Source organism: Aquihabitans sp. G128 (assembly GCF_019048865.1).
Taxonomy (GTDB): Bacteria; Actinomycetota; Acidimicrobiia; order Acidimicrobiales; family Iamiaceae; genus Aquihabitans.
The window spans coordinates 4,857,695-4,879,330 of the sequence record NZ_CP077604.1; the positions used below are offsets into that span (position 1 = coordinate 4,857,695).

Sequence of the window (21,636 nt, forward strand, 5' to 3'; positions counted from 1 at the left end):
TAACAACATACCCATTGTCCACCCTCCGTTGTGTCATTAGTGTCCGCCTCGTAAAGGGGCCCTGGCAGGGGACGCCGGCCCCGTACCCCAACCGAAACGAGGACCGTGATGGCTCGCATCGTGAAGGCCGCGCTGCTGCAGACCGACTGGACCGGCGACAAGGCGTCGATGATCGACAAGCACGAGCAGGCCGCCCGAGACGCCGCCGCCCAGGGCGCGCAGGTGATGTGCTTCCAGGAGCTGTTCTACGGCCCCTACTTCTGCCAGGTGCAGGAGCCGGAGTACTTCGCCTACACCGAGGAGATCCCCGACGGGCCCACCACCAAGCGGTTCCAGGCCCTGGCCAAGGAGCTGGGCATGGTCCTGGTGCTGCCCATGTACGAGATCGTCCAGGCGGGCCTCTACTACAACACCGCAGCGGTCATCGATGCCGACGGGACCTACCTCGGCAAGTACCGCAAGCAGCACATCCCCCAGGTGAAGGGCTTCTGGGAGAAGTACTACTTCACCCCCGGCACGGGCGGGTACCCGGTGTTCGACACCGCGGTCGGCAAGGTCGGCGTCTACATCTGCTACGACCGCCACTTCCCGGAGGGCTGGCGGGCCCTGGGCCTGAACGGCGCCGAGATCGTGTTCAACCCGTCGGCCACCAGCCGCGGCCTCAGCGAGTACATCTGGCGGGTGGAGCAGCCCGCCGCCGCGGTGGCGAACATGTACTACGTCGGCGCCATCAACCGGGTGGGCATCGAGGACCTCGGCGACGACGACTTCTACGGCCAGAGCTACTTCGTCGACCCGCAGGGGAAGTTCGTCGGCGAGCCGGCCGATGCGTTCAAGCCCGAGCTGGTCGTCCGCGAGCTCGATCTCGACAAGATCCGCGAGGTCCGCGACACCTGGGCCTTCTACCGGGACCGCCGACCCGACGCCTACGACGAGCTGGTGGCCCGGTAGGCGGGGGAGCGAGCAGATGACCCGCACCCTCATCACCGGCGGCACCGTCGTCAGCCCGAGCGGCCGCAGCCCCTTCGACGTCCTGATCGACGGCGAGACCATCGCCGCCCTCTACGCGCCCGGGCAGGTCGAGGCCCAGGGCGTGACGGCCGATCGCACCATCGACGCCACCGGCAAGTACGTGATCCCGGGCGGGATCGACGTCCACACCCACATGGAGCTGCCCTTCGGCGGCACCAACGCCTCGGACACCTTCGAGACCGGCACCACCGCGGCGGCCTGGGGCGGCGTGACCACCATCGTCGACTTCGCCGTGCAGAACACCGGCGGCAACGTGATCGACGGGCTCGGTGCCTGGCACGAGAAGGCCGCCGGCAACTGCGCCATCGACTACGCCTTCCACCAGATCGTCGGCGGGGTCGACGACGAGTCGCTGAAGGCCATGCGGTACCTGACCGAGCACGAAGGGGTGACCAGCTTCAAGCTGTTCATGGCCTACCCGGGCGTCTTCTACAGCGACGACGGCCAGATCCTCCGGGCCATGCAGACCGCCGGCGACATCGGCGCCACGATCATGATGCACGCCGAGAACGGCATCGCCATCGACGTGCTGGTCCAGCAGGCCCTGGCCCGGGGCGAGACCGACCCCAAGTACCACTCGTCCACCCGCCCCTCGGCGCTGGAGGGCGAGGCCACGTCCCGGGCCATCGTGCTGGCGGCGGTGGCCGGCAACATCCCGCTCTACATCGTCCACCTGTCGGCATCGGAGGCGCTGGCCGCGGTGGCCGAGGCCCGCGACCAGTCCCGCAACGTGTTCGCCGAGACCTGCCCGCAGTACCTCTACCTGACCGTCGAGGAGACCCTGGCCAAGCCCGACTTCGAGGGCGCCAAGTGGGTGTGCTCGCCGCCCATCCGCTCGGCGCACGACACCCACCCGCACCACGCCGACATGTGGAAGGGCCTGCGCAGCAACGACCTCGCCATCGTGAGCACCGACCACTGCCCCTTCTGCTTCAAGGACCAGAAGGAGCTGGGTCGGGGCGACTTCTCGAAGATCCCCAACGGCATGGGCTCGGTCGAGCACCGCATGGAGCTGCTCTACCAGGGCGTGGTCGCGGGGGAGATCACGCTGGAGCGATGGGTCGAGACCTGTTGCACCACCCCGGCGCGGATGTTCGGCATGTACCCGAAGAAGGGGATCATCGCCCCCGGCGCCGACGGCGACGTCGTGGTGTGGGACCCGAACGGCCACACGAGCATCGGCTACGAGAAGAAGCACCACATGAACATCGACCACTCCTCCTGGGAGGGCTACGAGATCGACGGCAAGGTCGACACGGTCATCTCCCGGGGCCTGGTGGTGATGGAGGACGACACCTTCACGGGCCGCAAGGGCCACGGGCAGTTCGTCAAGCGGGGCCTCAGCCAGTACCTCGTCTGAGCGGCCTGGGACCGCCACGACGACACGTCTTATTAGGGGGCTGCTCGAGCGAGCGGCCCGGACCACCCGGAAGCGGGGGTCCAACAGCGCAAGGGAGCGCACATGAGCGACGACACCAAGACCCTCAACCACTGGATCGACGGCAAGGCGGTGGCCGGCACCTCGGGCCGGACGGCGACGGTCTGGAACCCCGCGCTCGGCACCGCCAAGGCCGAGGTGCCGCTGGCGTCGGCCTCTGAGCTCGACGCCGCGGTTTCCGTGGCCAAGGCGGCCCAGGTGGGCTGGCGAGCCACCGGGCTGTCCCGCCGGGCCGAGGTGATGTTCCGCCTCCGGGACCTGATCGACGCCAACAAGAAGGAGCTGGCCTCGCTGGTCAGCGCCGAGCACGGCAAGGTCCCGTCCGACGCCCTGGGCGAGATCGCCCGCGGCCTCGAGAACGTCGAGTTCGCCTGCGGCATCCCGAACCTGCTCAAGGGCGGCTACAGCGAGCAGGCCGCCTCCGGCGTCGACGTCTACAACATCCGCCAGCCCCTGGGCGTGGTGGCGGGCATCACGCCGTTCAACTTCCCGGCCATGGTCCCCATGTGGATGTTCGCCAACGCCCTGGCGTGCGGCAACACCTTCGTGCTCAAGCCCAGCGAGAAGGACCCCTCGGCCTCGCTGTTCCTGGCCGAGCTGCTGGCCCAGGCCGGCCTGCCGGCAGGCTGCTTCAACGTGGTCCACGGCGACAAGGAGGCGGTGGACGCCATCCTCGAGCACCCCGACATCGCGGCGGTCAGCTTCGTGGGCTCCACCCCGATCGCCCGCTACATCTACGAGACCGGCACCAAGGCCGGCAAGCGGGTCCAAGCCCTCGGCGGGGCCAAGAACCACATGCTGGTGCTCCCCGACGCCGACCTCGACATGGCGGCCGACGCCGCCGTCTCCGCCGCCTACGGCTCGGCCGGCGAGCGCTGCATGGCCATCAGCGTCGTGCTGGCCATGGACACCGTCGCCGACGAGCTGGTGGGCAAGATCACCGACCGGATCCCCGGCATCAAGGTCGGCCCCGGCACCGACCCGGCCAACGAGATGGGGCCGCTGATCACCGGCGAGCACCGCGACAAGGTGGCGGGCTACGTGGCCGGGGCGGCCGACGAGGGCGCCACCGTGGTGGTCGACGGCACCACCGACGTGCCGGCCGACGGCTTCTTCCTCAACCCGAGCCTGCTCGACCACGTGAAGCCCGGGATGGCCTCCTACGACGACGAGATCTTCGGACCGGTGCTGGCCGTCACCCGCATCGGCTCCTACGAGGAGGGCCTGGCGCTCATCAACGACAACGAGTTCGGCAACGGCACGGCCATCTTCACCCGCGACGGCGGCGCCGCCCGGGCCTTCCAGTTCGACGTCGAGGTCGGCATGGTGGGCATCAACGTCCCGATCCCGGTGCCGGTCAGCTACTACAGCTTCGGGGGCTGGAAGAGCTCGCTGTTCGGCGACCAGCACATGTACGGCCCGGAGGGCGTGAACTTCTACACCCGCTCGAAGGTGGTCACCTCGCGCTGGCCCGACCCCGCCACCTCCACCATCGACCTCGGCTTCCCCGAGAACCGGTAGCGGGGGACGACGACGTGGACATCGGCGTGGTCCTGCAGACCACCCCACCCTCGAGCCGGGTCATCGACCTGGCCAAGCGGGCCGAGACCTACGGGTTCAGCCACGTGTGGACCTTCGACAGCCACATCCTCTGGCAGGAGCCGTTCGTCATCTACAGCCAGATCCTGGCCGAGACCCGCAACGTGGTGGTGGGGCCCATGGTCACCAACCCGGCCACCCGGGACTGGACCGTCACCGCGTCGCTGTTCGCCACCCTCAACGAGATGTACGGCAACCGCACCGTCTGCGGCATCGGCCGGGGCGACTCCGCGGTGCGCGTCACCAACGGCCGGCCCACCACCCTGGCCACGCTGCGCGAGTCGATCGGGGTCATCCGCGGCCTCGCCAACGGGGAGCCCGTGACCTACAACGGCTCCACCATCCGCTTCCCGTGGGCGGCCAAGAGCCGGTGCGAGGCGTGGGTGGCGGCCTACGGCCCCAAGGCGCTGGCCCTCACCGGCGAGATCGGCGACGGCTTCATCCTGCAGATGGCCGACCCGGCGATCGTCGAGTGGACCATCGGCGCCGTGAAGGCCGCCGCCGAAGCGGCCGGGCGCGACCCCGAGTCGGTCACCATCTGCGTGGCGGCGCCGGCCTACGTCACCGACGGCACCGAGGCCGGGCTCGCCCACGGCCGGGACCAGTGCCGCTGGTTCGGCGGCATGGTGGGCAACCACGTGGCCGACATCGTGGCCCGCTACGGCGACGCCGCCCCGGTCCCGAAGGCGCTCACCGACTACATCGCCGGTCGCGAGGGCTACGACTACAACTCCCACGGCCAGGCCGGCAACGACCACGTGGCCTTCGTGTCCGACGAGATCGTCGACCGCTTCTGCCTCGTGGGCCCGGTCGAGGAGCAGGTCCGTCGGCTCCGCGAGCTGGAGGCCCTGGGCGTCGACCAGTTCGCCGTCTACCTCCAGCACGACGACAAGGACGGCACCTTGCGCGAGTACGGCGAGAAGGTCATCCCCGGCATCGCCCCCGAGGTCCTGGCCAAGTCATGACGTGGTCGTCCCGGGCCCGTCATGAACACATGGTTCCCGGCTCTTCCGTCTCGCTACCTCGCACGCGTTCGAAGGGACGATGATGATGAGGACGCATAGGCCCGCAGTTGCTGCACTGGCGGCAGTCGTGAGCATGCTGGTGCTTGCCGGTTGTGGCCCGACCCACTACGTGCGAGTTGGACCTGGCTTCTCCGGCACCGTCTACAACGACGGCCACGCGTGCAAGGTGTATTACGAGGAGTTTCGCACCGCACGTTCGGTGGTGCGACACGTGGAAAGAAACTCGGGCTACGACAATGGGTGTGTTCCGAACTTCACCGTCGAACGGATCGAGTGCGAGTATCGGAGCGAGACCGGCGCTGGTGGCACGCGATGGTTCGATGGATCGGTTTGTGACCGAATCATCAGTCCAGGGATCGCGGCCTTCGTCAAGGTGGTCGGCATCGAAGTCTCGGGGGGCATGGCCTGATGGCCGGGGTCGCCGTGGCCAAGGACGTCGACGTCACCGGCGACGACTTCAAGGCCGCCACCATCGAGCTCAAGGAGGGCGGCGAGTAGCCCCCTCCTGAACGATCCCCGCCCACCTCCCCCGGGCGGGTCCCCCCGGCGACCAACGAGGGGCGGTGCTGCTGGACGGCACCGCCCCTCGTCCGCGCCCGGGCCTAGGGTGCGCCGCCATGGCAGGAGCGGACGGATCGGGCCCGGCGGCGCGAGGAGCGGTCGCCGCCTCGTTCCTGGTCGACGCCGAGGGCACCCTCGGGGCCTTCCGCACCGCCTGGCGAGGCTGGATCGGCGGTGCATGGGTCGGCGTCGTGCTGCTCACCGGCGTCATCGGTTGGCAGGTGGGGGTGCTGGCCGGGCTCGGCACCCTGGTGGCGGGCTGGGTGCTGATCGCCGGGGCGACCCGTCTCGCCGTCGGCCGCCCGCCCGTCGGCCCCCGCACCGTCACCGTCACCTGCGACGAGCAGGGCTACCGCTCGGTGGACGACGCGGGCGTGGCGGACGCACACCCGTGGGACCGCTACACCAGCGCCGGCACGGCGCGGGGCCTCTGGATCCTGCGGCGCGGCCACCGCCACGACTGGATCCCCCGCACTGCACTCGCCGCCGACCAGGCGCGCGAGCTGCAGGGCCTGCTGGGTCGGAAGGGTCTGCTCAGGCCACGTGGGCGTCGGCGAGGGTGAGCGCCTCGTCGAGGATGGCGATGCCGGCGCGCAGGTCGGCCTCGCTGGTGACCAGCGGCGGGGTGACGTGGACCCGGTTGAAGTGGGCGAAGACCAGCAGGCCCTGCTTCTTGCACGCCGCCACCACCTCGGCCACGGGCGCGGCGTCGGCGCCGGCGGCGTTGAACGGCACCAGCTGCTCCCGGGTCTCGCGGTCCTTCACCAGCTCGACGGCCCAGAACAGGCCGAGGCCGCGCACGTCGCCGATGGCGGGGTGGCGGTCCTGCAGCTCGCGCAGGCCGGGGCCGACCACGGTCTCGCCGAGGGTGGCCGAGCGCTCCACCAGGCCCTCCTCCTTGAAGATGCCGATGCTGGCCACCGCCGAGGCGCACGCCAAGGGGTGCCCGGAGTAGGTGAGGCCGCCGGGATACGGCCGGTCCTTGAACGTGTCGGCCACCCGCTGCGAGATGACCACCCCGCCCAGGGGGACGTAGCCGCTGTTGACGCCCTTGGCGAAGCAGATGAGGTCCGGGGTGACGTTCCAGTGCTGGATCGAGAACCACTCGCCGCACCGGCCGAAGCCGGCCATGACCTCATCGGCGATGAGCAGGATGCCGTTGGCGTCGCACAGCTCGCGCACGCCGGCGAGGTAGCCGGGAGGCGGCACGAGGATGCCGTTGGTGCCCACCACCGGCTCGAGGATGACGGCGGCGATGGTGCCAGGGCCCTCGACCATGATCGTGTCGGCCAGGTGCTGCAGGGCCCGGCTGGTCTCCTCGGCCTCGGAGGTGGCGTTGAACGCGGAGCGGTAGGGGTACGGGCCCCAGAAGTGCACGACGCCGGGCAGCGCCGGCTCGCTGGGCCAGCGCCGGGGGTCCCCGGTGAGGCTGATGGAGCCGGCGGTGGCGCCGTGGTAGCTGCGGTACATCGCCAGCACCTTGTGGCGGCCGGTGTGCAGCTTGGCCATGCGGATGGCGTTCTCGTTGGCCTCGGCGCCGCCGTTGGTGAAGAACACCATGTCGAGGTCGCCGGGGGCCAGCTCGGCGATGAGCCGAGCAGCCTCGCTGCGGGCCTCGTTGGCGTGGAAGGGGGCGATGGTGGCCAGGGTGGCGGCCTGCTCCTGGATGGCGGCCACCAGCTTGGGGTGCTGGTGGCCGATGTTGACGTTCATCAGCTGGCTGGAGAAGTCGAGGTAGCGGTTGCCGTCCTCGTCCCAGATCCAGGCGCCCTCGCCGCCGGAGATCACCAAGGGGTTCAGCGCGCCCTGCGCCGACCACGAGTGGAAGACGTGGGCTCGATCGTTGGCGTAGGCGTCGCTCGGCATGTCCGGATCGTATTCGACACAGGTCTCGGAGAACAGAGGTCGAACTGTTACTGGTACAAACCGTGGACCTGTCGTCGGCGCCGTCGTCGGGCGCCGCCGCTCAGGTGAGCTTGCGCTCCTTGCGCAGGTCGACCAGGAGCGGTTCGACGATGCGCCGGGCCCCGGCCAGGTTGGGGTGCACGCCGTCGTTCTCGCGGACCTTGACCTCGCCGCCGGAGCCGTCGGGGAGGTAGGCGGTGTAGCGGCCGTCGGGCGACAGGGTCTCGTGCGTGTCGACGTAGTGCGCCCAGGGCCGGGCAGCGATCTCGGTCTTGACCGCGGTGGCCATGTCGGGCGCCACCTTCTCGATGTCGCCACGGGTGGTGATGGGCAGCCCGATCCAGTACACGGTGCGGTTCGGGCCCTCGATCGCGTCGAGCACCTGGGCCACGCGCCGCTGGTACTCCGCCGCCCACTCCTTGGTCCCCACCTTCACCACGCCGTCGGGACCCTGCATGCCCTGGGCATCGTTGCCGCCGAAGCCCACCACCACGACCTCCGGGTCGTAGGCCGACATGTCCTCGGCGAGCTTCGCCGGCCAGTTCAGGACGTCGGGGCGGGCGAGGCCGGTGCCGACCTTCCAGTCCTCGGTGATCTTCACCGGCGCGCCGCCGAAGCCCGAGGTGAGCGCCGGGCCGATCCAGCCCATGAGCGAGTCGCCCGACACCAGGATGCGCACGGGATCAGCGGCGGCGGGCACCCGGAACACCGGGGGTGCCGTCGTGGTGGTGGTGGCGTTGGGGATGGTGGGCGGTGCGGTCACCACCGAGCGGGTGTCCTCCGGCGGCGGCTCGATCTTGTTGCCGGCCGACTCCGACAGCAGCTTGCGGGGCCGGTTCAGGTGGGTGGCATCGCTGACGGCCTTGATGGGTCCGGTGATGCGCAGCGCCCAGGTGCGCTGCCAACCGAAGGGCTGCGTGTGGGCCGTGGTGTCGATGCGGTCGGCGTTGAGGAACGCGCCGACCACCAGGGAGACCAGGAGCACGGCCAGCGCCTGGCCGGCCGGGACGCGGCGCCGCTCTTCGGGCTCCGGGGGGGAAGTTGTGCTCGTCGGCCATGGGGGGAGGACCGACCCTAGAAGGCGAAGTAGATGAACGGGAGGACGCCGGCCGGGGCCAGCGCGCTGGTGAAGGCCAGCCACACCGCCAGGATGACGCCCTGGACCAACACGGGCATGCGGCTGAAGGTGGCCTGCGCCTTGCCCACGGCATCGCTCGGGACGAACTGCGAGGCGAGGAAGACCGCAATGGTGGCCACCACCACCAGGTTGATGCCCGAGCCGGTGCCGAGGTGGGTCAGGCGCTTGAGCACCGCGAAGGCCTCGGTGAGGGTGGGCGCCCGGAAGAAGACCCAGCCGAGGCACACCACGTGGAAGGTCACGAGGCGACCCAGCCACAGGCGGGTGGTGGGGGAGAGCGAGTCGAGCGAGGGCAGCGACGGCCGGAACGGAACCGCGGCGGCCTCCTGGGCGTCGTCGGTGCGGACCACCAGGTCGGTCTCGGTGGCATCCGGATCGACGGCGGCCTCGCCGGGGTCGCCGTCGAGGGCGCCGCTGAGCCGGGCGCGTGCTCGGGCTCGGGCCGAGGCGCCGACGGGCGGCCGCGACGGCCGCGCGGGCGGGGCCCCCACGTCGGGACCGAGGGCGGGCTCGGCCTTCGGGCGGTCCTTCAGCCAGCGCTCGGCCGCCAGCCACCCGCCGTGGAGGGCGCCCCACACGATGAACGTCCAGGCCGCGCCGTGCCACAGCCCGCCGATGAGCATGGTGAGGAAGAGGTTCAGCAGGGCGCGGTTCGGGCCCCGCTGGTTGCCGCCGAGCGGGATGTAGAGGTAGTCGCGCAGCCAGCGCGACAGCGTCATGTGCCACCGCCGCCAGAACTCCTGCAGCGAGGCCGAGGTGTAGGGCGCGTCGAAGTTCTGCGGGAAGCGGAAGCCCAGCAGCAGCGCCAGACCGATGGCCATGTCCGTGTAGCCGGAGAAGTCGCAGTAGATCTGGATGGCGTAGCCGTAGATCCCGATCAGCGTGTCGACGGCCTGGTGGTTCTGCGGGATGCGGAACACGGGGTCGACGCTGGCGCTGGCCAGGTAGCTCGAGACCACCACCTTCTTGAACAGGCCCACCGCGATCAGCCAGAAGGCCAGCCCGCTGTCGACCCGTCGGGCGTCGCGGGGGATGCGCAGCTGGGGCAGGAACTCCGAGGCCCGAACGATGGGGCCGGCCACGAGGTGCGGGAAGAAGGAGAGGTAGACGGCGAACTCGAGCAGCGGCACCGGCTCGAGCTTCCGGCGGTACGTGTCGATCACGTAGCTGAGGGCCTGGAAGGTGAAGAACGAGATGCCGACCGGGGGGATGATCGCTCGGGCGGGCGGGACGAAGTGGATGCCGAGCGGTTCGAGCGCGCTCGAGGCGCTCTCGGTGAAGAAGCCCTTGTACTTGAACCACCCGAGCACGCCGAGGTTCAGGGCCACCGCCACGATGAGCCAGAGCCGGCGGGACCGCTCGTCGTCCTGGCGGTGGATGTTGCCGGCCAGGACCTGGTTGACCACCGTCGAGCCGGCGAGGAGGGCGACGAAGTGCCAGTTGTAGTTGCCGTAGAAGACGTAGCTGGCGAAGAGGATGAAGACGTTCCAGCGGGTCAGCCCCTTGAGGTCGAACCACCGCACGACGCCCACGCCGGCGATGCCGAGCGCCGCCAGCCAGAGCAGGACCTTCAGCGCCGTGGGCCAGCCGCCCGACGGCGCAAGGGGGCCGAGCAGCGCAGCGGCGGCGATCAGGCCGGTGGGGACGATCCACGGCTGGGTGTGGTCCTCGCCCCCACGCTGGCGCGACCGCCCGGGCAGGGGCATGAGGAGCCAGCTCGCCGGCATGACGACGGCGAAGAACATGGCGAAGCGGATGGTGGGGAAGAGCACGGTTCGGAGGAGCTCGCCTGTGGGAGGAGGGGGGTCGTCGTCGGCGGGGAGGGACCGAGGTGACCGGGGGAGTTTCGCGTATCGCCCCGGTCCCGGGAGGGTTCCCGGCCGACGGGGGCGTCGGGGGTGGGTGCGCTCAGGCCAGCTTGCGCTCCTCGGCGAGGTCGTCGCAGACGGGCACCACCGCCCGGGTGGCGCCTGCGGTGGTCAGGTGGACCCCGTCGTCCTCGCGCACCTTGACCTGGCCCGACCCGTCGGGCAGGTAGGCGGTGAAGGACCCGTTCGGCGTCAGGATCTTGCTGGTGTCGACGTAGTGCGCCCACGGCCTCGCCGCGATCTCGGTGGTGATGGCCTTGCGCATGTAGGGCCGGGCCTTCTCGATGTTGCCGGCGGTGGTGATCGGCAGGCTCATCCAGTAGAGGGTGCGGCCCTCCTTCTCCACGGCGTCGAGCACCTGCGCCACCCGCCGCTGGTACTCGGCGCCCCACTCGGGCGTCCCCGACTGCAGGGGGCCGTCGGGGCCCTCCATGGGCTGGGCGTCGTTGCCGCCGAAGCCGAGCACCACCACGTCGGGGTCGTTGGCCGCCATGTCGGTGCGCAGCTTGGCCGGCCAGTTGAGGACGTCGGGCCGGGCCAGGCCGGTGGCCGCCTTGTAGCCCTCGGTGAGGGTGACGGGATCGCCGTCGAAGCGGGCGAGGATGGCCGGGCCCACGGGGATCATCAGCGAGTCGCCGGCGATGTGGATGCGCAGCGGGTCGGCCGCGGTGGGGATCCGCACCTTCAACGGGGCGATGGTGGTGGTCGTGGCGCTCTCGGCGATGGGCGGGGCGGTCACCACCGTGCGGGTGTCCTCCGGCGGCGGGCCGTCGGTGGTGCCTGCCGCGTCGGACACCACCTTGCGGGGGAGGTTCAGGCCGGTGGCGTCGCTCACGGACTTGATCGGGGCCGTCAGGCGCATGGCCCAGGTGCGCTGCCAGCCGAAGGGCTGGGTCTCGGCGGTGTGGGCCATGCGGTCGGCGTTGAGCAGCGAGCCGACGACGAGGGCCACGAGCACCACGGCGAGCGCCTGCCCGGCCGGCACGCGCCGGCGTGGCTCCGGTTCCTTCGGGAAGTTGCGCTCTTCGGACATCGCCGCTCTCCGACCTGCGTCGACTCTGCGGCCCGCCCGGGCCGGGTGGGAGTCTCGCAGACCGATCACACGGAGCGTGCGCACGCTCGCAGAGCCGTGAGGTCGGACCTTTCGCCCGGCCGGGCCGTTGGGCTGCCACGGCGCGGCCGCCGGTACCATCCGGCCCCGTGACCGATGCCGACCTCCACCACGAGACCCCCGAGCCCGACGAGGAGCTCGACGACGACGGCGAGGTCGAGGGCCCCGTGTCGCTGGTCGACATCGGCACCCGCTGGATCGGGCCGGACCAGCCGGTGGGCCCGCTGGGCTTCGGCTGCTGGCGCTTCGTGGGCTCCGACGTGGGCCACGCCCGCGAGCTCATCGGGGTGGCCCTCGACGAGGGCATGGACCTGATCGACACCGCCGACATCTACGGCAACGGCTTCGGCGGGCCCGGCGTCGGCGCGGCCGAGGAGCTGCTGGGCAAGGTGCTCGCCGAGTCGCCCGACCTGCGGGACCGCATGGTCCTCGCCACCAAGGGCGGCATCGTGCCCGGGGTGCCCTACGACTCGTCGGTGGAGCACCTCGTCACCGCGTGCGAGGACTCGCTGCGCCGCCTCGGCGTCGACGTCATCGACCTCTACCAGGTGCACCGGCCGGACCTGCTGACCCACCCGTCGGAGGTGGCCACCGCCCTCGACGCCCTGGTCGACGCCGGCAAGATCCGCAGCGTCGGCGTGTCGAACCACACCCCGGCGCAGACCGAGGCGCTCGACGCCCACCTCACCGCCACCATCGACGCCACCCAGCCCGAGCTCTCGGCGCTCCACCTCGATCCGCTGCTCGACGGCACCGGCGACCTCGCCATGCGCGTCGACCGTGCCGTGCTGGCCTGGAGCCCGCTCGGGCGAGGCGCCCTGGCCACCGGTGAGGGCGTGGCGCCGGAGCTGCTGGCCGTCATCGACGAGCTGGCCGCCCGCGAAGAGGTCGACCGGTCGGCGCTCGCCCTCGCCTTCGTGCTGGCCCTGCCGTTCCGGCCGGTGGCGATCCTGGGCACCCAGGACCCGGCCCGGCTGCGGGCCGCCAGCGCCGCGCTCGACGTCTTCCTCGACCGCACCGACGTGTACCGCATCCTCGGCGCGGCGGGCGTGCCGCTGCCCTGACCGGGCGCCGCTCGGGGAACCACCCGGGCGCAGGGGTGGGGCCGGGGCGGGGGGGATTGCTACCATCGCCGTAGGAGAAATTCCTGCGCCGGGCCGACCACCTGGCATCGCCTTCACCCAGAGGAACCACGCATGGCCGTCACCGATCTCGATCTCGGGCGCTACAAGCTCGGGTGGTCCGACGCCGAGGACTACGTCTTCAAGCCCAAGCGCGGCTTGAACACCGACATCGTCCAGGAGATGTCCTGGATGAAGGGCGAGCCCGACTGGATGCTCAAGAACCGCCTGAAGAGCCTCAAGGCCTTCGAGCGGCGCCCCATGCCCAACTGGGGCGGGGACATGTCGGAGATCTTCTTCGACGACATCTTCTATTACATCAAGCCCACCAAGTCGCAGGTCGACGAGTGGGACGACCTGCCGGACGCCATCAAGCAGACGTACGAGAAGCTGGGGATCCCGGAGGCCGAGCGCAAGTACCTCGCCGGCGTCACCGCCCAGTACGAGTCCGAGGTCGTGTTCCACCGCAACCGCGAGGACCTCGAGCGCCTCGGCGTCATCTTCTGCGACATGGACACCGCCCTGCGCGAGCACCCGGAGCTGGTCAAGCAGTACTTCGGGACGGTCATCCCGGCGAACGACAACAAGTTCTCCGCCCTCAACACCTCGGTCTGGTCCGGTGGCTCGTTCATCTACGTGCCGCCCAACACCAAGGTCGACATGCCGCTGCAGGCCTACTTCCGGATCAACGCCGAGAACATGGGCCAGTTCGAGCGCACGCTGATCATCGCCGACGAGGGCTCCGAGGTGCACTACATCGAGGGCTGCTCGGCGCCCACCTACACCTCCGACTCGCTGCACTCCGCGGTGGTCGAGATCGTGGTGAAGCCCAGCGCCCGGGTCACCTACACCACCATCCAGAACTGGTCGAACAACGTCTTCAACCTGGTCACCAAGCGGGCCCGGGTCGAGGCCGAAGGCCACATGGAGTGGATCGACGGCAACATCGGCAGCCGCCTCACCATGAAGTACCCGGCCGTCTGGCTGGTGGGCCCCAAGGCCTCCGGCGAGGTGCTCTCGGTGGCCTACGCCGGCGCCGGCCAGCACCAGGACACCGGTTCCAAGATGGTGCACGCTGCGCCCGAGACCACGTCGAAGATCGTCTCCAAGTCGATCTCGAAGGACGGCGGCCGCACCAGCTACCGCGGCCTCATCCGCGTGGAGGACGGCGCCTACGGCTGCAAGTCCCACGTCCAGTGCGACGCCCTCATCCTCGACGACGACTCCACGTCGGACACGTACCCCTACATGGAGATCGGCGCCCGCGACGCCATCGTCGGCCACGAGGCCACCGTGTCGAAGGTCGCCGACGAGCAGCTCTTCTACCTCATGAGCCGCGGCCTCTCCGAGGACCAGGCCATGTCGATGGTGGTCAACGGCTTCATCGAGCCGGTGACCAAGACCCTCCCCATGGAGTACGCGGTCGAGTGGTCCCGCCTCATCGAGCTCCAGATGGAGGGCTCAGTCGGCTGAGCCTCCGGCGATCGCCCGGCGATCGCCTCAGCTCCACGATCCGTCTACGACCGCCCTGCGGGGCGGTCGTGGCGCGTCCGGGGGTGGCTAGGCGTCGAGGAGCTCGACGGGGTCGCCGGGGCGGACCGCGCCGGGGGTGACCACGGAGCAGTAGGCGCCGAGGTGGTTGGGGGCCACGGTGTTGAGCTCGTTCAGGGCCCGGAAGATCTCGGGCTGGCGCTCGATCCCGCCGGGCTGGGCCCGCAGGGGCATGGCGCAGCGGACCGTCGGCGTGTCGATCGACAGGACCGCCGTACCCACCCGCACGTGGCGGCCGATCCAGCCCTGCTCCACGAACGTGGGCCCGTCGACGTCGAGCAGCAGGTTGGGGCGGAAGCGGCGCACGTCCCAGTCGAGGTCGGGGCGGGCGGCGGCCAGGCCGTCGAGGGTGGCCGTGGTGACGAGGTGCACCGCTGCCAGGTCCAGGAACGAGCCGGGGGCGGCCGGGATCTCGTAGTACTCGGCGCCGTCGTCGGGCGGGTCGAACGTCATCTCGTAGCTGACCGGGTCGGTGCCCTCGGAGCGGGCCAGGTGCACGGGGCGCCCGAGCCAGGCGGTGAGGCGCTCGTCGGCGTCGGGGTCGTCGAGGGCGATGACGGTGCCGTCGGCCAGGGTGATCGCCTGGTCGGTGGCCGAGGCATCGAGCAGCGCCGAGGTGCGCTTGGCCGACAGCAGGTGGCCGTCGCCGGCACCGATGAGGCCGTGGGTGCGGTCACCCGCCACGCCGGTGGCCGTGACGTCGATCGCCCCGACCTCCAGCCCCTGCAGGGACTTGACGGGGTAGCGCCAGCAGCGGGCCACCCGGCCCAGGTCGGTGGCGGCCGGTCGATCGATGGCGGTCTGCGCCGTTTCCATGGGCCATGGCTACCAGCCGGAGGGTCACCCGGGTGTGTGGTCGGCGCGCCGCGTGCAGGTGAGGTCACCTACGGTGGGGAAGGGGAGGGGCGACCGAGGGAGATCAGCATGGACGTCCGCACCCCCAGCACCCGAGCCCGCCGCACCCGCCGGGGGGCCGCCGCCCTGGCCGCATCGGCGGTGCTGCTCGTCGGCGCCGCCGGCCTGAGCGGCTGCCGCACGCAGCCCAAGACCCTGACCACCTCGACGGTGGTCAGCGGCCTCGAGCAGCCGTGGGACATCGCCTTCACGCCGGGCGGCGGCATGCTCTTCACCGAGAAGGTGGGGCGGATCAAGTTCCGCAAGGCCACCGCCGGCAACCCGATCGTCACCCTGGCCGCGCCGTCGGACGTCGTCGTGCGCAGCGAGGGCGGGATGATGGGCATCGCCGTCGACCCGAAGTTCAACGACAACCGGCGGATCTACGCCTGCTTCCAGTCGAACAAGGGCGGCGCCATCGACGTCCGCCTGGTGCGCTTCACCATCAACGCCAGCGTGACCGCGCTCACCAACCGGGCCGACCTGGTCACCGGCATCCCCTCCACCACCGGCCGCCACAACGGCTGCCGGCCCCGCTTCGGCCCCGACGGCAACATCTGGGTCGGCACCGGCGACTCCGCGGTGGGTGCCAACCCCCAGAGCCCCACGTCGCTCGGCGGCAAGGTGCTGCGGGTGAACACCGACGGCGCCGGCGTGAGCGGCAACAAGACCGCCCCGTTCGACCACCGCATCTACACCTACGGCCACCGCAACGTGCAGGGCATCGCCTTCAGCCCGGGCGGCAAGGCGTACTCCATCGAGCACGGCACCGACCGCGACGACGAGGTCAACCGGCTGGTGGCCGGAGCCAACTACGGCTGGGACCCGCGCCCGCCCGGGGGCGGGGCCGGCTACGACGAGAGCCAGCCCATGACCAACCTCACCAAGTACCCGAACGCCAAGCCGGCCGTCTGGACCTCGGGCAACCCCACCATCGCCCCGAGCGGCGGCACCTTCCTCAAGGGCAAGCAGTGGGCCGGCTGGCAGAGCGCGCTGGCCATCGCCGTGCTCAAGGGCCAGCAGCTCCGGGTGCTGGGCTTCGACTCCGATGGTGCGAAGGTCGAGGCGCAGTGGGTGGAGATCAAGACCCAGGGCCGCCTCCGCGTGGCCGTGCAGGGCCCCGACGGCAACCTCTACCTCGCCCAGGACGCCAACCCCGGCTTCATCCTCAAGGTCACCCCCGGCGGCTGACCCCCACCCTCCGTGCCCCGCCATCCTCGAACTTGTGGGCCCACACCGCCGAAAACGGAAGCCTGGGCCCACAAGTTGCGAGAGGGGTGGGCGGTGGTCCGGGGCGGGTGGTCGCCGGCGGAGTCAGATGCGGCGGAGGAGGACCTGGGTGACGCGGTGGTCGGGCCCCTTCTGGAGCACCACGCCGGCGCGATCGCGGGTGGGGGCGATGTTGGCGATCAGGTTCCGCTCGTTGATGTCGCGCCAGATGTCGAGGGCGATGGCGGTGGCCTCGTCCTCGGACAGGTCGGCGTAGCGGGTGAAGTACGAGTCGGGCTGCTGGAAGACCGTCTTGCGGAGGGTCTGGAAGCGCTCGATGTACCAGCGCCGCACGTCCTCGACCTCGGCGTCGACGTAGATCGAGATGTCGAAGAAGTCCGACACGAACGAGGTGGTGCCCCGCCCGACCTGGAGCACGTTGAGGCCCTCGACGATGACGATGTCGGGGCGCTGGACCACGACGTCGTGCTCGGGGCCCTGCACGTCGTAGACGAGGTGGGAGTACGTGGGGGCCCGGACCTCTTCGGCGCCGGACTTCACCTGGCGCAGGAACTCGAGCAGGCGGCGGACGTCGTAGCTCTCGGGGAAGCCCTTGCGGCCGAGCAGGCCCCGTCGCTCGAGCTCGGCGTTCGGGAACAGGAAGCCGTCGGTGGTGACCAGGTCGACGCGAGGGTGGTCCGGCCAGCGGCCGAGCAGGGCCTGGAGCACGCGGGAGGTGGTGCTCTTGCCCACCGCCACGCTGCCCGCCACGCCGATGACGTAGGGCACCCGCGGGTGCTCGATGTCGAGGAACGTGTCGGTGGCGCTCTGCCGGGCGCGCACCGCGGCCACGTGCAGGTTCACCAGCCGCGAGAGCGGCAGGTAGACCGACTCGACCTCGTCCAGGTCCAGCGCCTCGTTCAGGCCGCGGAGCTCGTCCAGGTCGGCGGCGTCGAGCGTCAGCGGGGTGGCGGCGCGGCGGGCGCGCCACTGGTCCCGAGAGAACGACTCGTAGAGGTCGGCATCCACCGGCGGTGACGCTACGGAGCGAGGGGCCCGACCTGCCAAACGAGCAGGGCGGGCGTGACGTGCGCCGCACCCGTCATCCGGACGGGCGGGTGGGTACGTAGTGGCGGTACGTGGCTTGGTTGCCACGCGCCGTAGCGCCGGTCCCACGGGGCCCGCACCCGCCCAGGAGCCGACCATGACCGACGCCACCGAGGACCGCACCCGCTCCGACGAGGGCTCGGGCGCCGCCCGCGAAGCCCTCACCATCGGGTCCATCCACCCCCGGCTCGACATGCACGGCCCCGAGGTGGGCCACCTCGGCGACCGCCGCCTGCCCCAGCTCGGCGCCCTGCCCTACGCGCTGAACGCCCCGCCCGAGCGCGAGCGCACGCCGGTGTCGCCGTTGCTGGTGGCCGCTGCGGTCGTGGCCGTCGGGGGCGTCGCGGCCGGCTCGGTGGCCCTCGCCCGGTCCGGCGGTGGAGGCGGGGGAACGTCGACCGGGGGTAGGAGCACCGAGATCGGTGCACCGGCCCGGACCGACCGCACGGCGTCGCCGACGAGCGGCGCCACCGAGCCCGACCGAGCACCCGACGCAGCGCCCGCCCCGACCGGGCAGGGAACGGAGACCACCGTGGACCAAGGCGATCGCAACGGTCGGGTGGCCCCGCAGGTGAGCACGCCGCAGGCCTGGTTCACCGGTGGGCGGCTGGTGCTCGCCGGCCCGCTCCCGGACCGCCGCATCGCCGGCGCGCTGGTGCGCAAGGCCGCCACCATCGTGGGCGCCGACAACGTGGTCGACGGGTTCACCATCGACGCCACCTCGGAGATCCCCGCTGCCCTCCCGGTGGTGGTGGCCGAGCAGGTCCGCTACGACACCGGCAGCAGCGAGGTGACGAGCGGCTACCTCGGCCTGGTGCAGGCGTGGAAGGCCATCCTCGACGCCCACCCCAACGTGCGCATGCACGTCACCGGCTACGCCGACAGCACCGGCGACGCCGGCCGCAACGTGGCGCTGTCGATCCAGCGGGCCCGGGCCGTGGCCGGTTGGATGGAGGCGCGCGGGGTGGACCGCAGCCGGTTCACGGTGGACGGCAAGGGCGCCGCCGACCCGGCGGGCGACAACGCCACCGTCGAGGGCCGGGCCGCCAACCGGCGCATCCAGGTCACCCTCGACGGCCTGTTGATGGCGTGATCGCCGGCGGGCGACCGACCGGTCCCGTCCCGGTCAGCCTCGGGGCTTGCGCTTGAACAGCCGCGAGATGCGGCCGCCCTTGGCCTTGCCCTGCTCGGCGGCCAGCTCGGCCATGATCTCGGGCCCGGCGGCGTTGACGATGTCCTCGGCGGCGTCGAGCAGCGCGGCGATGTCGTCGCCCCGCTCGTCGAGCCCGGGGGGCTCCGCCGGGGTCGGCGGGGTGATCAGGCTGCCGTGCTGCCAGTTCACGTCCGCGAGGCGGGGCTGGTAGGCCGGGCAGTCGCTCGGGCAGCGCCACGGCGCCTCGGGCGCCAGGTCGAGGTCGCACTTCCGGACCGTCTCGCGGTTGGCGTAGGTCCGGGATTCGAAGAACTTGCAGTCCTGCCTCATTGGCATGGCCCAAGTGTGCCAGCGGCGGCCCGGTGCGCGGGGGGCGCGCGGCCCGCCGCCGCCCGAACGGGCGACCTTGGGGACCCGGGCGGGGCGCCGGTAGGCTCGAAGTCCGGTCATCGGGCGCACCAGCGCCCGTTCCGCCCCACGAAGAGGTCCGTCGTCCTGAGCTCGTTCACCGCCGATCCCGCCGCCGCCCTGGCCGGCCCCGAGTGGCTGCGGGCCCGTCGGGTCGCCGCCGCCGAGCGCTTCGCCGCCGCCGAGCTGCCCTCGGCCGAGCAAGAGGTGTGGCGCTACTCGCGCATCGGCGAGCTGGACCTGGGCGCCTGGACCCCCGCCGACGGCACCGCCGCCGGCGCGGCGCCCGTCCCGGACGAGCTCCTCGCCGGCGCCGCCGTGACCGTGACCATCGTCGACGGCGTCGCCTCGGTGAGCGAGGTCCCGGCCGACTGGACCGCCAAGGGCGTCGTCGTGGCCCCCGCCTCGTCGCTGGCCGAGGACGCCGCCGGGCTCGGCTCGGTCGCCGCCGACGGCCCGGACGTGTTCGCCACCCTCAACGACGCCTTCGCCGTCGACCCGATCGTCGTGTCGGTGCCGCGGGGTGTGCGGCTCGACGGGGCGATCCTGGTGAGCAACCACCTGGCCACCGCCGGTCTGGCCGTGTTCCCCCGCCTCGTGGTGCGGCTGGGCGAGGGCGCCGAGGCCACCGTCGTCGACCACGTCTCCTCCGGACCGGAGGCCGTCCTCTCCATCCCGCTCACCGAGCTGGAGGTCGCCCGGGGCGCGCCTCGGCTACCTGCACGTGCAGGAGCTGGGCGTCGCCGCCTGGCAGTTGGGCTCGCTCGTGGCCCGCATCGACCAGGAGGCCGACCTGAAGGCTGCGCTGGTGGGGCTGGGCGGCAGCTACGCCCGCATCCGCACCGACTGCCGCCTGGCCGGTCGGGGCGCCAACGGCGACCTGCTCGCCGCCTACTTCGGCGAGGGCGACCAGACGCTCGACTTCCGCACGTTCCAGCACCACGGCGCGCCCGACACCACCTCGAACCTCCTGTTCAAGGGGGCCGTCGGCGGCCACAGCCGGTCGGTGTACACCGGCCTCATCCGGGTCGACAAGGCCGCCCGGGGCACCAACGCCTTCCAGACCAACCGCAACATCAAGCTCTCCGACGGCGCGTGGGCCGAGTCGGTCCCGAACCTCGAGATCGAGACCAACGACGTCCACTGCAGCCACGCCTCCACCGTGGGCCCGGTCGACGCCGAGCAGCGCTTCTACCTCGAGAGCCGCGGCGTCGCCCCGCAGACCGCCGACCGCTTGATCGTGGCCGGCTTCTTCGACGAGGTGGTGCGGGCCCTGCCTGCCGCCGGCGCCGTCGCCGCGGTGCGGACCCGCATCGCCGACAAGCTCGACCGCACGGCGGGTGACCTCCGATGAGCACCGTCACCGTGGCCCAGCTGGCCGACCTGCCCGACGGCGGTGCCACCCGGTTCGACGTCGAGGGCCGCCGCCTCTCGGTGGTGCGCATCGACGATGCCGTCTACGTCATCGGCGACACCTGCACCCACGCCGACATCTCCCTCAGCGAGGGTGAGGTCGATGTCGACACCTGCCACATCGAGTGCTGGAAGCACGGCAGCTCGTTCTCGCTGGTCACCGGCGAGCCCGACTCCTTCCCCGCCACCCGCCCCGTGCCCGTGTACGAGGTCGCCGTCGTCGACGGCGCCGTCGTGGTCACCCTCCCCGAGCCTGAGGAGGCCGCAGCCCGATGACCGAGCTCGTGATCGAAGGCCTCCGCGCCGGCGTCGACGGCAAGGAGATCCTGAACGGGATCGACCTCGTGGTCCGCAGCGGTGAGGTCCACGCCGTCATGGGGCCCAACGGCTCCGGCAAGTCGACCCTCTCCCACGTGGTGATGGGCCGCCCCGGCTACGAGATCACCGGCGGCTCGGTGACCCTCGACGGCGTCGACGTCCTGGCGCTCGACACCTGGGAGCGCGCCCAGGCCGGGCTGTTCCTCGCGCTGCAGTACCCCACCGAGGTGCCCGGCGTTTCCGTGGAGGCCATGCTCGCCGCGTCGTTCGCCGCCGGCGGCCGCGACGCCTCCGGGCTCGGCGCCCGCATCGGGGCCGAGGCCGAGCGCATCCACTTCGGCGAGCGCTTCCTCGGCCGGGACCTGAACGTCGACCTCTCCGGCGGCGAGAAGAAGCGCAACGAGACCCTGCAGCTCGGCGTCCTCGAGCCCAAGATCGCCATCCTCGACGAGCTCGACTCCGGCCTCGACGTCGATGCGCTCCGCGACTGCTCGCGCCGCGTCGAGGAGGCCACCAGCGAGTTCGGCCTCGGCGTGCTGGCCATCACCCACTACACCCGCCTCCTCCGCGAGCTCAAGGTCGACCAGGTGCACATCCTGGTGAAGGGGCAGATCCGCCACACCGGCGGCCCGGAGCTGGCCGACGAGCTCGAGGTCGACGGCTACGCCGCCTACGTCGACGACGAGCCCGAAGCCGCACCGGACCCCTACGCCGACCCGTTCGGGCCGGGCCCGTTCGCCAGCTGATCCTGCGGACCCCCGGCGCCCGGCGGGGTCACCGGTAGC

General features: G+C 71.4%; 20 protein-coding genes. 13 read left to right on the forward strand and 7 right to left on the reverse strand.

Annotation, left to right across the window (positions count from 1 at the left end):
• Window positions 1-108 precede the first annotated feature (108 nt).
• The 6 genes from KSP35_RS23345 to KSP35_RS23370 all read left to right on the forward strand — a co-directional run bounded on the left by KSP35_RS23345 (window position 109) and on the right by KSP35_RS23370 (window position 6,218).
• The gene (locus tag KSP35_RS23345) at window positions 109-951 is read left to right on the forward strand and encodes a nitrilase-related carbon-nitrogen hydrolase (RefSeq protein ID WP_216998158.1); all 843 of its coding nucleotides are present in this window, start codon (window positions 109-111) and stop codon (window positions 949-951) included.
• Window positions 952-967: 16 nt separating this feature from the next.
• A complete protein-coding gene (gene hydA / locus KSP35_RS23350) occupies window positions 968-2,392 on the forward strand; it encodes a dihydropyrimidinase (RefSeq protein ID WP_216998159.1) in 1,425 nt (474 codons plus the stop codon).
• 102 nt (window positions 2,393-2,494) lie between these two features.
• Complete coding sequence (locus KSP35_RS23355; RefSeq protein WP_216998160.1) at window positions 2,495-3,991, forward strand: CoA-acylating methylmalonate-semialdehyde dehydrogenase; 1,497 nt, start codon at window positions 2,495-2,497, stop codon at window positions 3,989-3,991.
• Between the two features lie 14 nt (window positions 3,992-4,005).
• Window positions 4,006-5,034, forward strand: coding sequence for a TIGR03842 family LLM class F420-dependent oxidoreductase (locus KSP35_RS23360; protein WP_216998161.1), 1,029 nt, complete (start codon window positions 4,006-4,008; stop codon window positions 5,032-5,034).
• Between the two features lie 127 nt (window positions 5,035-5,161).
• The gene (locus KSP35_RS23365) at window positions 5,162-5,503 is read left to right on the forward strand and encodes a hypothetical protein (RefSeq protein ID WP_216998162.1); all 342 of its coding nucleotides are present in this window, start codon (window positions 5,162-5,164) and stop codon (window positions 5,501-5,503) included.
• Between the two features lie 208 nt (window positions 5,504-5,711).
• On the forward strand, window positions 5,712-6,218 hold the full coding sequence (locus KSP35_RS23370) for a hypothetical protein (protein WP_216998163.1): 507 nt from the start codon (window positions 5,712-5,714) through the stop codon (window positions 6,216-6,218).
• On the opposite strand, the gene KSP35_RS23375 is transcribed toward KSP35_RS23370, so the two are convergent.
• The 4 genes from KSP35_RS23375 to KSP35_RS23390 form a co-directional block, all read right to left on the reverse strand.
• Complete coding sequence (locus KSP35_RS23375; RefSeq protein WP_216998164.1) at window positions 6,190-7,521, reverse strand: aspartate aminotransferase family protein; 1,332 nt, start codon at window positions 7,519-7,521, stop codon at window positions 6,190-6,192. The genes KSP35_RS23370 and KSP35_RS23375 overlap by 29 nt on opposite strands.
• Before the next feature lie 100 nt (window positions 7,522-7,621).
• Window positions 7,622-8,545, reverse strand: a complete 924-nt coding sequence (locus tag KSP35_RS23380; protein WP_216998165.1) for a DUF459 domain-containing protein — start codon at window positions 8,543-8,545, stop codon at window positions 7,622-7,624.
• 89 nt (window positions 8,546-8,634) lie between these two features.
• Window positions 8,635-10,470, reverse strand: a complete 1,836-nt coding sequence (locus tag KSP35_RS23385; RefSeq protein WP_216998166.1) for an MBOAT family protein — start codon at window positions 10,468-10,470, stop codon at window positions 8,635-8,637.
• A gap of 136 nt (window positions 10,471-10,606) precedes the next feature.
• The gene (locus KSP35_RS23390; RefSeq protein WP_216998167.1) at window positions 10,607-11,599 is read right to left on the reverse strand and encodes a GDSL-type esterase/lipase family protein; all 993 of its coding nucleotides are present in this window, start codon (window positions 11,597-11,599) and stop codon (window positions 10,607-10,609) included.
• 167 nt (window positions 11,600-11,766) lie between these two features.
• Between KSP35_RS23390 and KSP35_RS23395 the strand changes: the two genes are divergently transcribed.
• Both KSP35_RS23395 and sufB read left to right on the forward strand, forming a co-directional pair.
• Window positions 11,767-12,741, forward strand: coding sequence for an aldo/keto reductase (locus tag KSP35_RS23395; RefSeq protein WP_216998168.1), 975 nt, complete (start codon window positions 11,767-11,769; stop codon window positions 12,739-12,741).
• A 132-nt stretch (window positions 12,742-12,873) separates the two neighbouring features.
• Window positions 12,874-14,271: a Fe-S cluster assembly protein SufB gene (gene sufB, locus KSP35_RS23400; RefSeq protein WP_216998169.1), complete on the forward strand. Its 1,398-nt coding sequence runs from the start codon at window positions 12,874-12,876 to the stop codon at window positions 14,269-14,271.
• Between the two features lie 87 nt (window positions 14,272-14,358).
• On the opposite strand, the gene KSP35_RS23405 is transcribed toward sufB, so the two are convergent.
• Window positions 14,359-15,165: an MOSC domain-containing protein gene (locus tag KSP35_RS23405; protein ID WP_216998170.1), complete on the reverse strand. Its 807-nt coding sequence runs from the start codon at window positions 15,163-15,165 to the stop codon at window positions 14,359-14,361.
• Window positions 15,166-15,273: 108 nt separating this feature from the next.
• On the opposite strand from KSP35_RS23405, the gene KSP35_RS23410 reads away from it, so the two are divergent.
• Window positions 15,274-16,434: a sorbosone dehydrogenase family protein gene (locus KSP35_RS23410; RefSeq protein ID WP_216998171.1), complete on the forward strand. Its 1,161-nt coding sequence runs from the start codon at window positions 15,274-15,276 to the stop codon at window positions 16,432-16,434.
• 123 nt (window positions 16,435-16,557) lie between these two features.
• On the opposite strand, the gene coaA is transcribed toward KSP35_RS23410, so the two are convergent.
• Window positions 16,558-17,481 carry a type I pantothenate kinase gene (coaA, locus tag KSP35_RS23415; protein WP_254126891.1) on the reverse strand — a complete coding sequence of 308 codons (924 nt, stop codon included), beginning with the start codon at window positions 17,479-17,481 and terminating at the stop codon, window positions 16,558-16,560.
• 175 nt (window positions 17,482-17,656) lie between these two features.
• Between coaA and KSP35_RS23420 the strand changes: the two genes are divergently transcribed.
• Window positions 17,657-18,652, forward strand: coding sequence for an OmpA family protein (locus KSP35_RS23420; RefSeq protein WP_216998173.1), 996 nt, complete (start codon window positions 17,657-17,659; stop codon window positions 18,650-18,652).
• A 33-nt stretch (window positions 18,653-18,685) separates the two neighbouring features.
• On the opposite strand, the gene KSP35_RS23425 is transcribed toward KSP35_RS23420, so the two are convergent.
• On the reverse strand, window positions 18,686-19,048 hold the full coding sequence (locus KSP35_RS23425; RefSeq protein ID WP_216998174.1) for a hypothetical protein: 363 nt from the start codon (window positions 19,046-19,048) through the stop codon (window positions 18,686-18,688).
• A 796-nt stretch (window positions 19,049-19,844) separates the two neighbouring features.
• Here KSP35_RS23425 and KSP35_RS23430 point away from each other — a divergent pair.
• Genes KSP35_RS23430 through sufC form a run of 3 tightly spaced genes read left to right on the forward strand, consistent with a single transcriptional unit; the run spans window position 19,845 to window position 21,597 of the window.
• The gene (locus KSP35_RS23430; RefSeq protein WP_216998175.1) at window positions 19,845-20,474 is read left to right on the forward strand and encodes a SufD family Fe-S cluster assembly protein; all 630 of its coding nucleotides are present in this window, start codon (window positions 19,845-19,847) and stop codon (window positions 20,472-20,474) included.
• The gene (locus KSP35_RS23435) at window positions 20,471-20,809 is read left to right on the forward strand and encodes a non-heme iron oxygenase ferredoxin subunit (RefSeq protein WP_216998176.1); all 339 of its coding nucleotides are present in this window, start codon (window positions 20,471-20,473) and stop codon (window positions 20,807-20,809) included. The genes KSP35_RS23430 and KSP35_RS23435 overlap by 4 nt, the downstream gene beginning before the upstream one ends.
• Window positions 20,806-21,597 (forward strand): Fe-S cluster assembly ATPase SufC, encoded by a 792-nt coding sequence (gene sufC, locus KSP35_RS23440; protein WP_216998177.1) that lies wholly within the window; start codon window positions 20,806-20,808, stop codon window positions 21,595-21,597. Before KSP35_RS23435 ends, sufC begins: the two co-directional genes overlap by 4 nt.
• The last annotated feature ends 39 nt before the right edge of the window (window positions 21,598-21,636 follow it).

Bases quoted from the DNA above. Each gene is read 5' to 3' on its own strand.
- KSP35_RS23435 (WP_216998176.1), top strand. From the start codon at position 20,471: ATGAGCACCGTCACCGTGGCCCAGCTGGCCGACCTGCCCGACGGCGGT.
- KSP35_RS23410 (WP_216998171.1), top strand. From the start codon at position 15,274: ATGGACGTCCGCACCCCCAGCACCCGAGCCCGCCGCACCCGCCGGGGG.
- KSP35_RS23370 (WP_216998163.1), top strand. From the start codon at position 5,712: ATGGCAGGAGCGGACGGATCGGGCCCGGCGGCGCGAGGAGCGGTCGCC.
- hydA (WP_216998159.1), top strand. From the start codon at position 968: ATGACCCGCACCCTCATCACCGGCGGCACCGTCGTCAGCCCGAGCGGC.
- KSP35_RS23390 (WP_216998167.1), bottom strand. From the start codon at position 11,599: ATGTCCGAAGAGCGCAACTTCCCGAAGGAACCGGAGCCACGCCGGCGC.
- KSP35_RS23355 (WP_216998160.1), top strand. From the start codon at position 2,495: ATGAGCGACGACACCAAGACCCTCAACCACTGGATCGACGGCAAGGCG.
- KSP35_RS23405 (WP_216998170.1), bottom strand. From the start codon at position 15,165: ATGGAAACGGCGCAGACCGCCATCGATCGACCGGCCGCCACCGACCTG.
- sufC (WP_216998177.1), top strand. From the start codon at position 20,806: ATGACCGAGCTCGTGATCGAAGGCCTCCGCGCCGGCGTCGACGGCAAG.
- sufB (WP_216998169.1), top strand. From the start codon at position 12,874: ATGGCCGTCACCGATCTCGATCTCGGGCGCTACAAGCTCGGGTGGTCC.
- KSP35_RS23345 (WP_216998158.1), top strand. From the start codon at position 109: ATGGCTCGCATCGTGAAGGCCGCGCTGCTGCAGACCGACTGGACCGGC.
- KSP35_RS23425 (WP_216998174.1), bottom strand. From the start codon at position 19,048: ATGCCAATGAGGCAGGACTGCAAGTTCTTCGAATCCCGGACCTACGCC.
- KSP35_RS23420 (WP_216998173.1), top strand. From the start codon at position 17,657: ATGACCGACGCCACCGAGGACCGCACCCGCTCCGACGAGGGCTCGGGC.
- KSP35_RS23375 (WP_216998164.1), bottom strand. From the start codon at position 7,521: ATGCCGAGCGACGCCTACGCCAACGATCGAGCCCACGTCTTCCACTCG.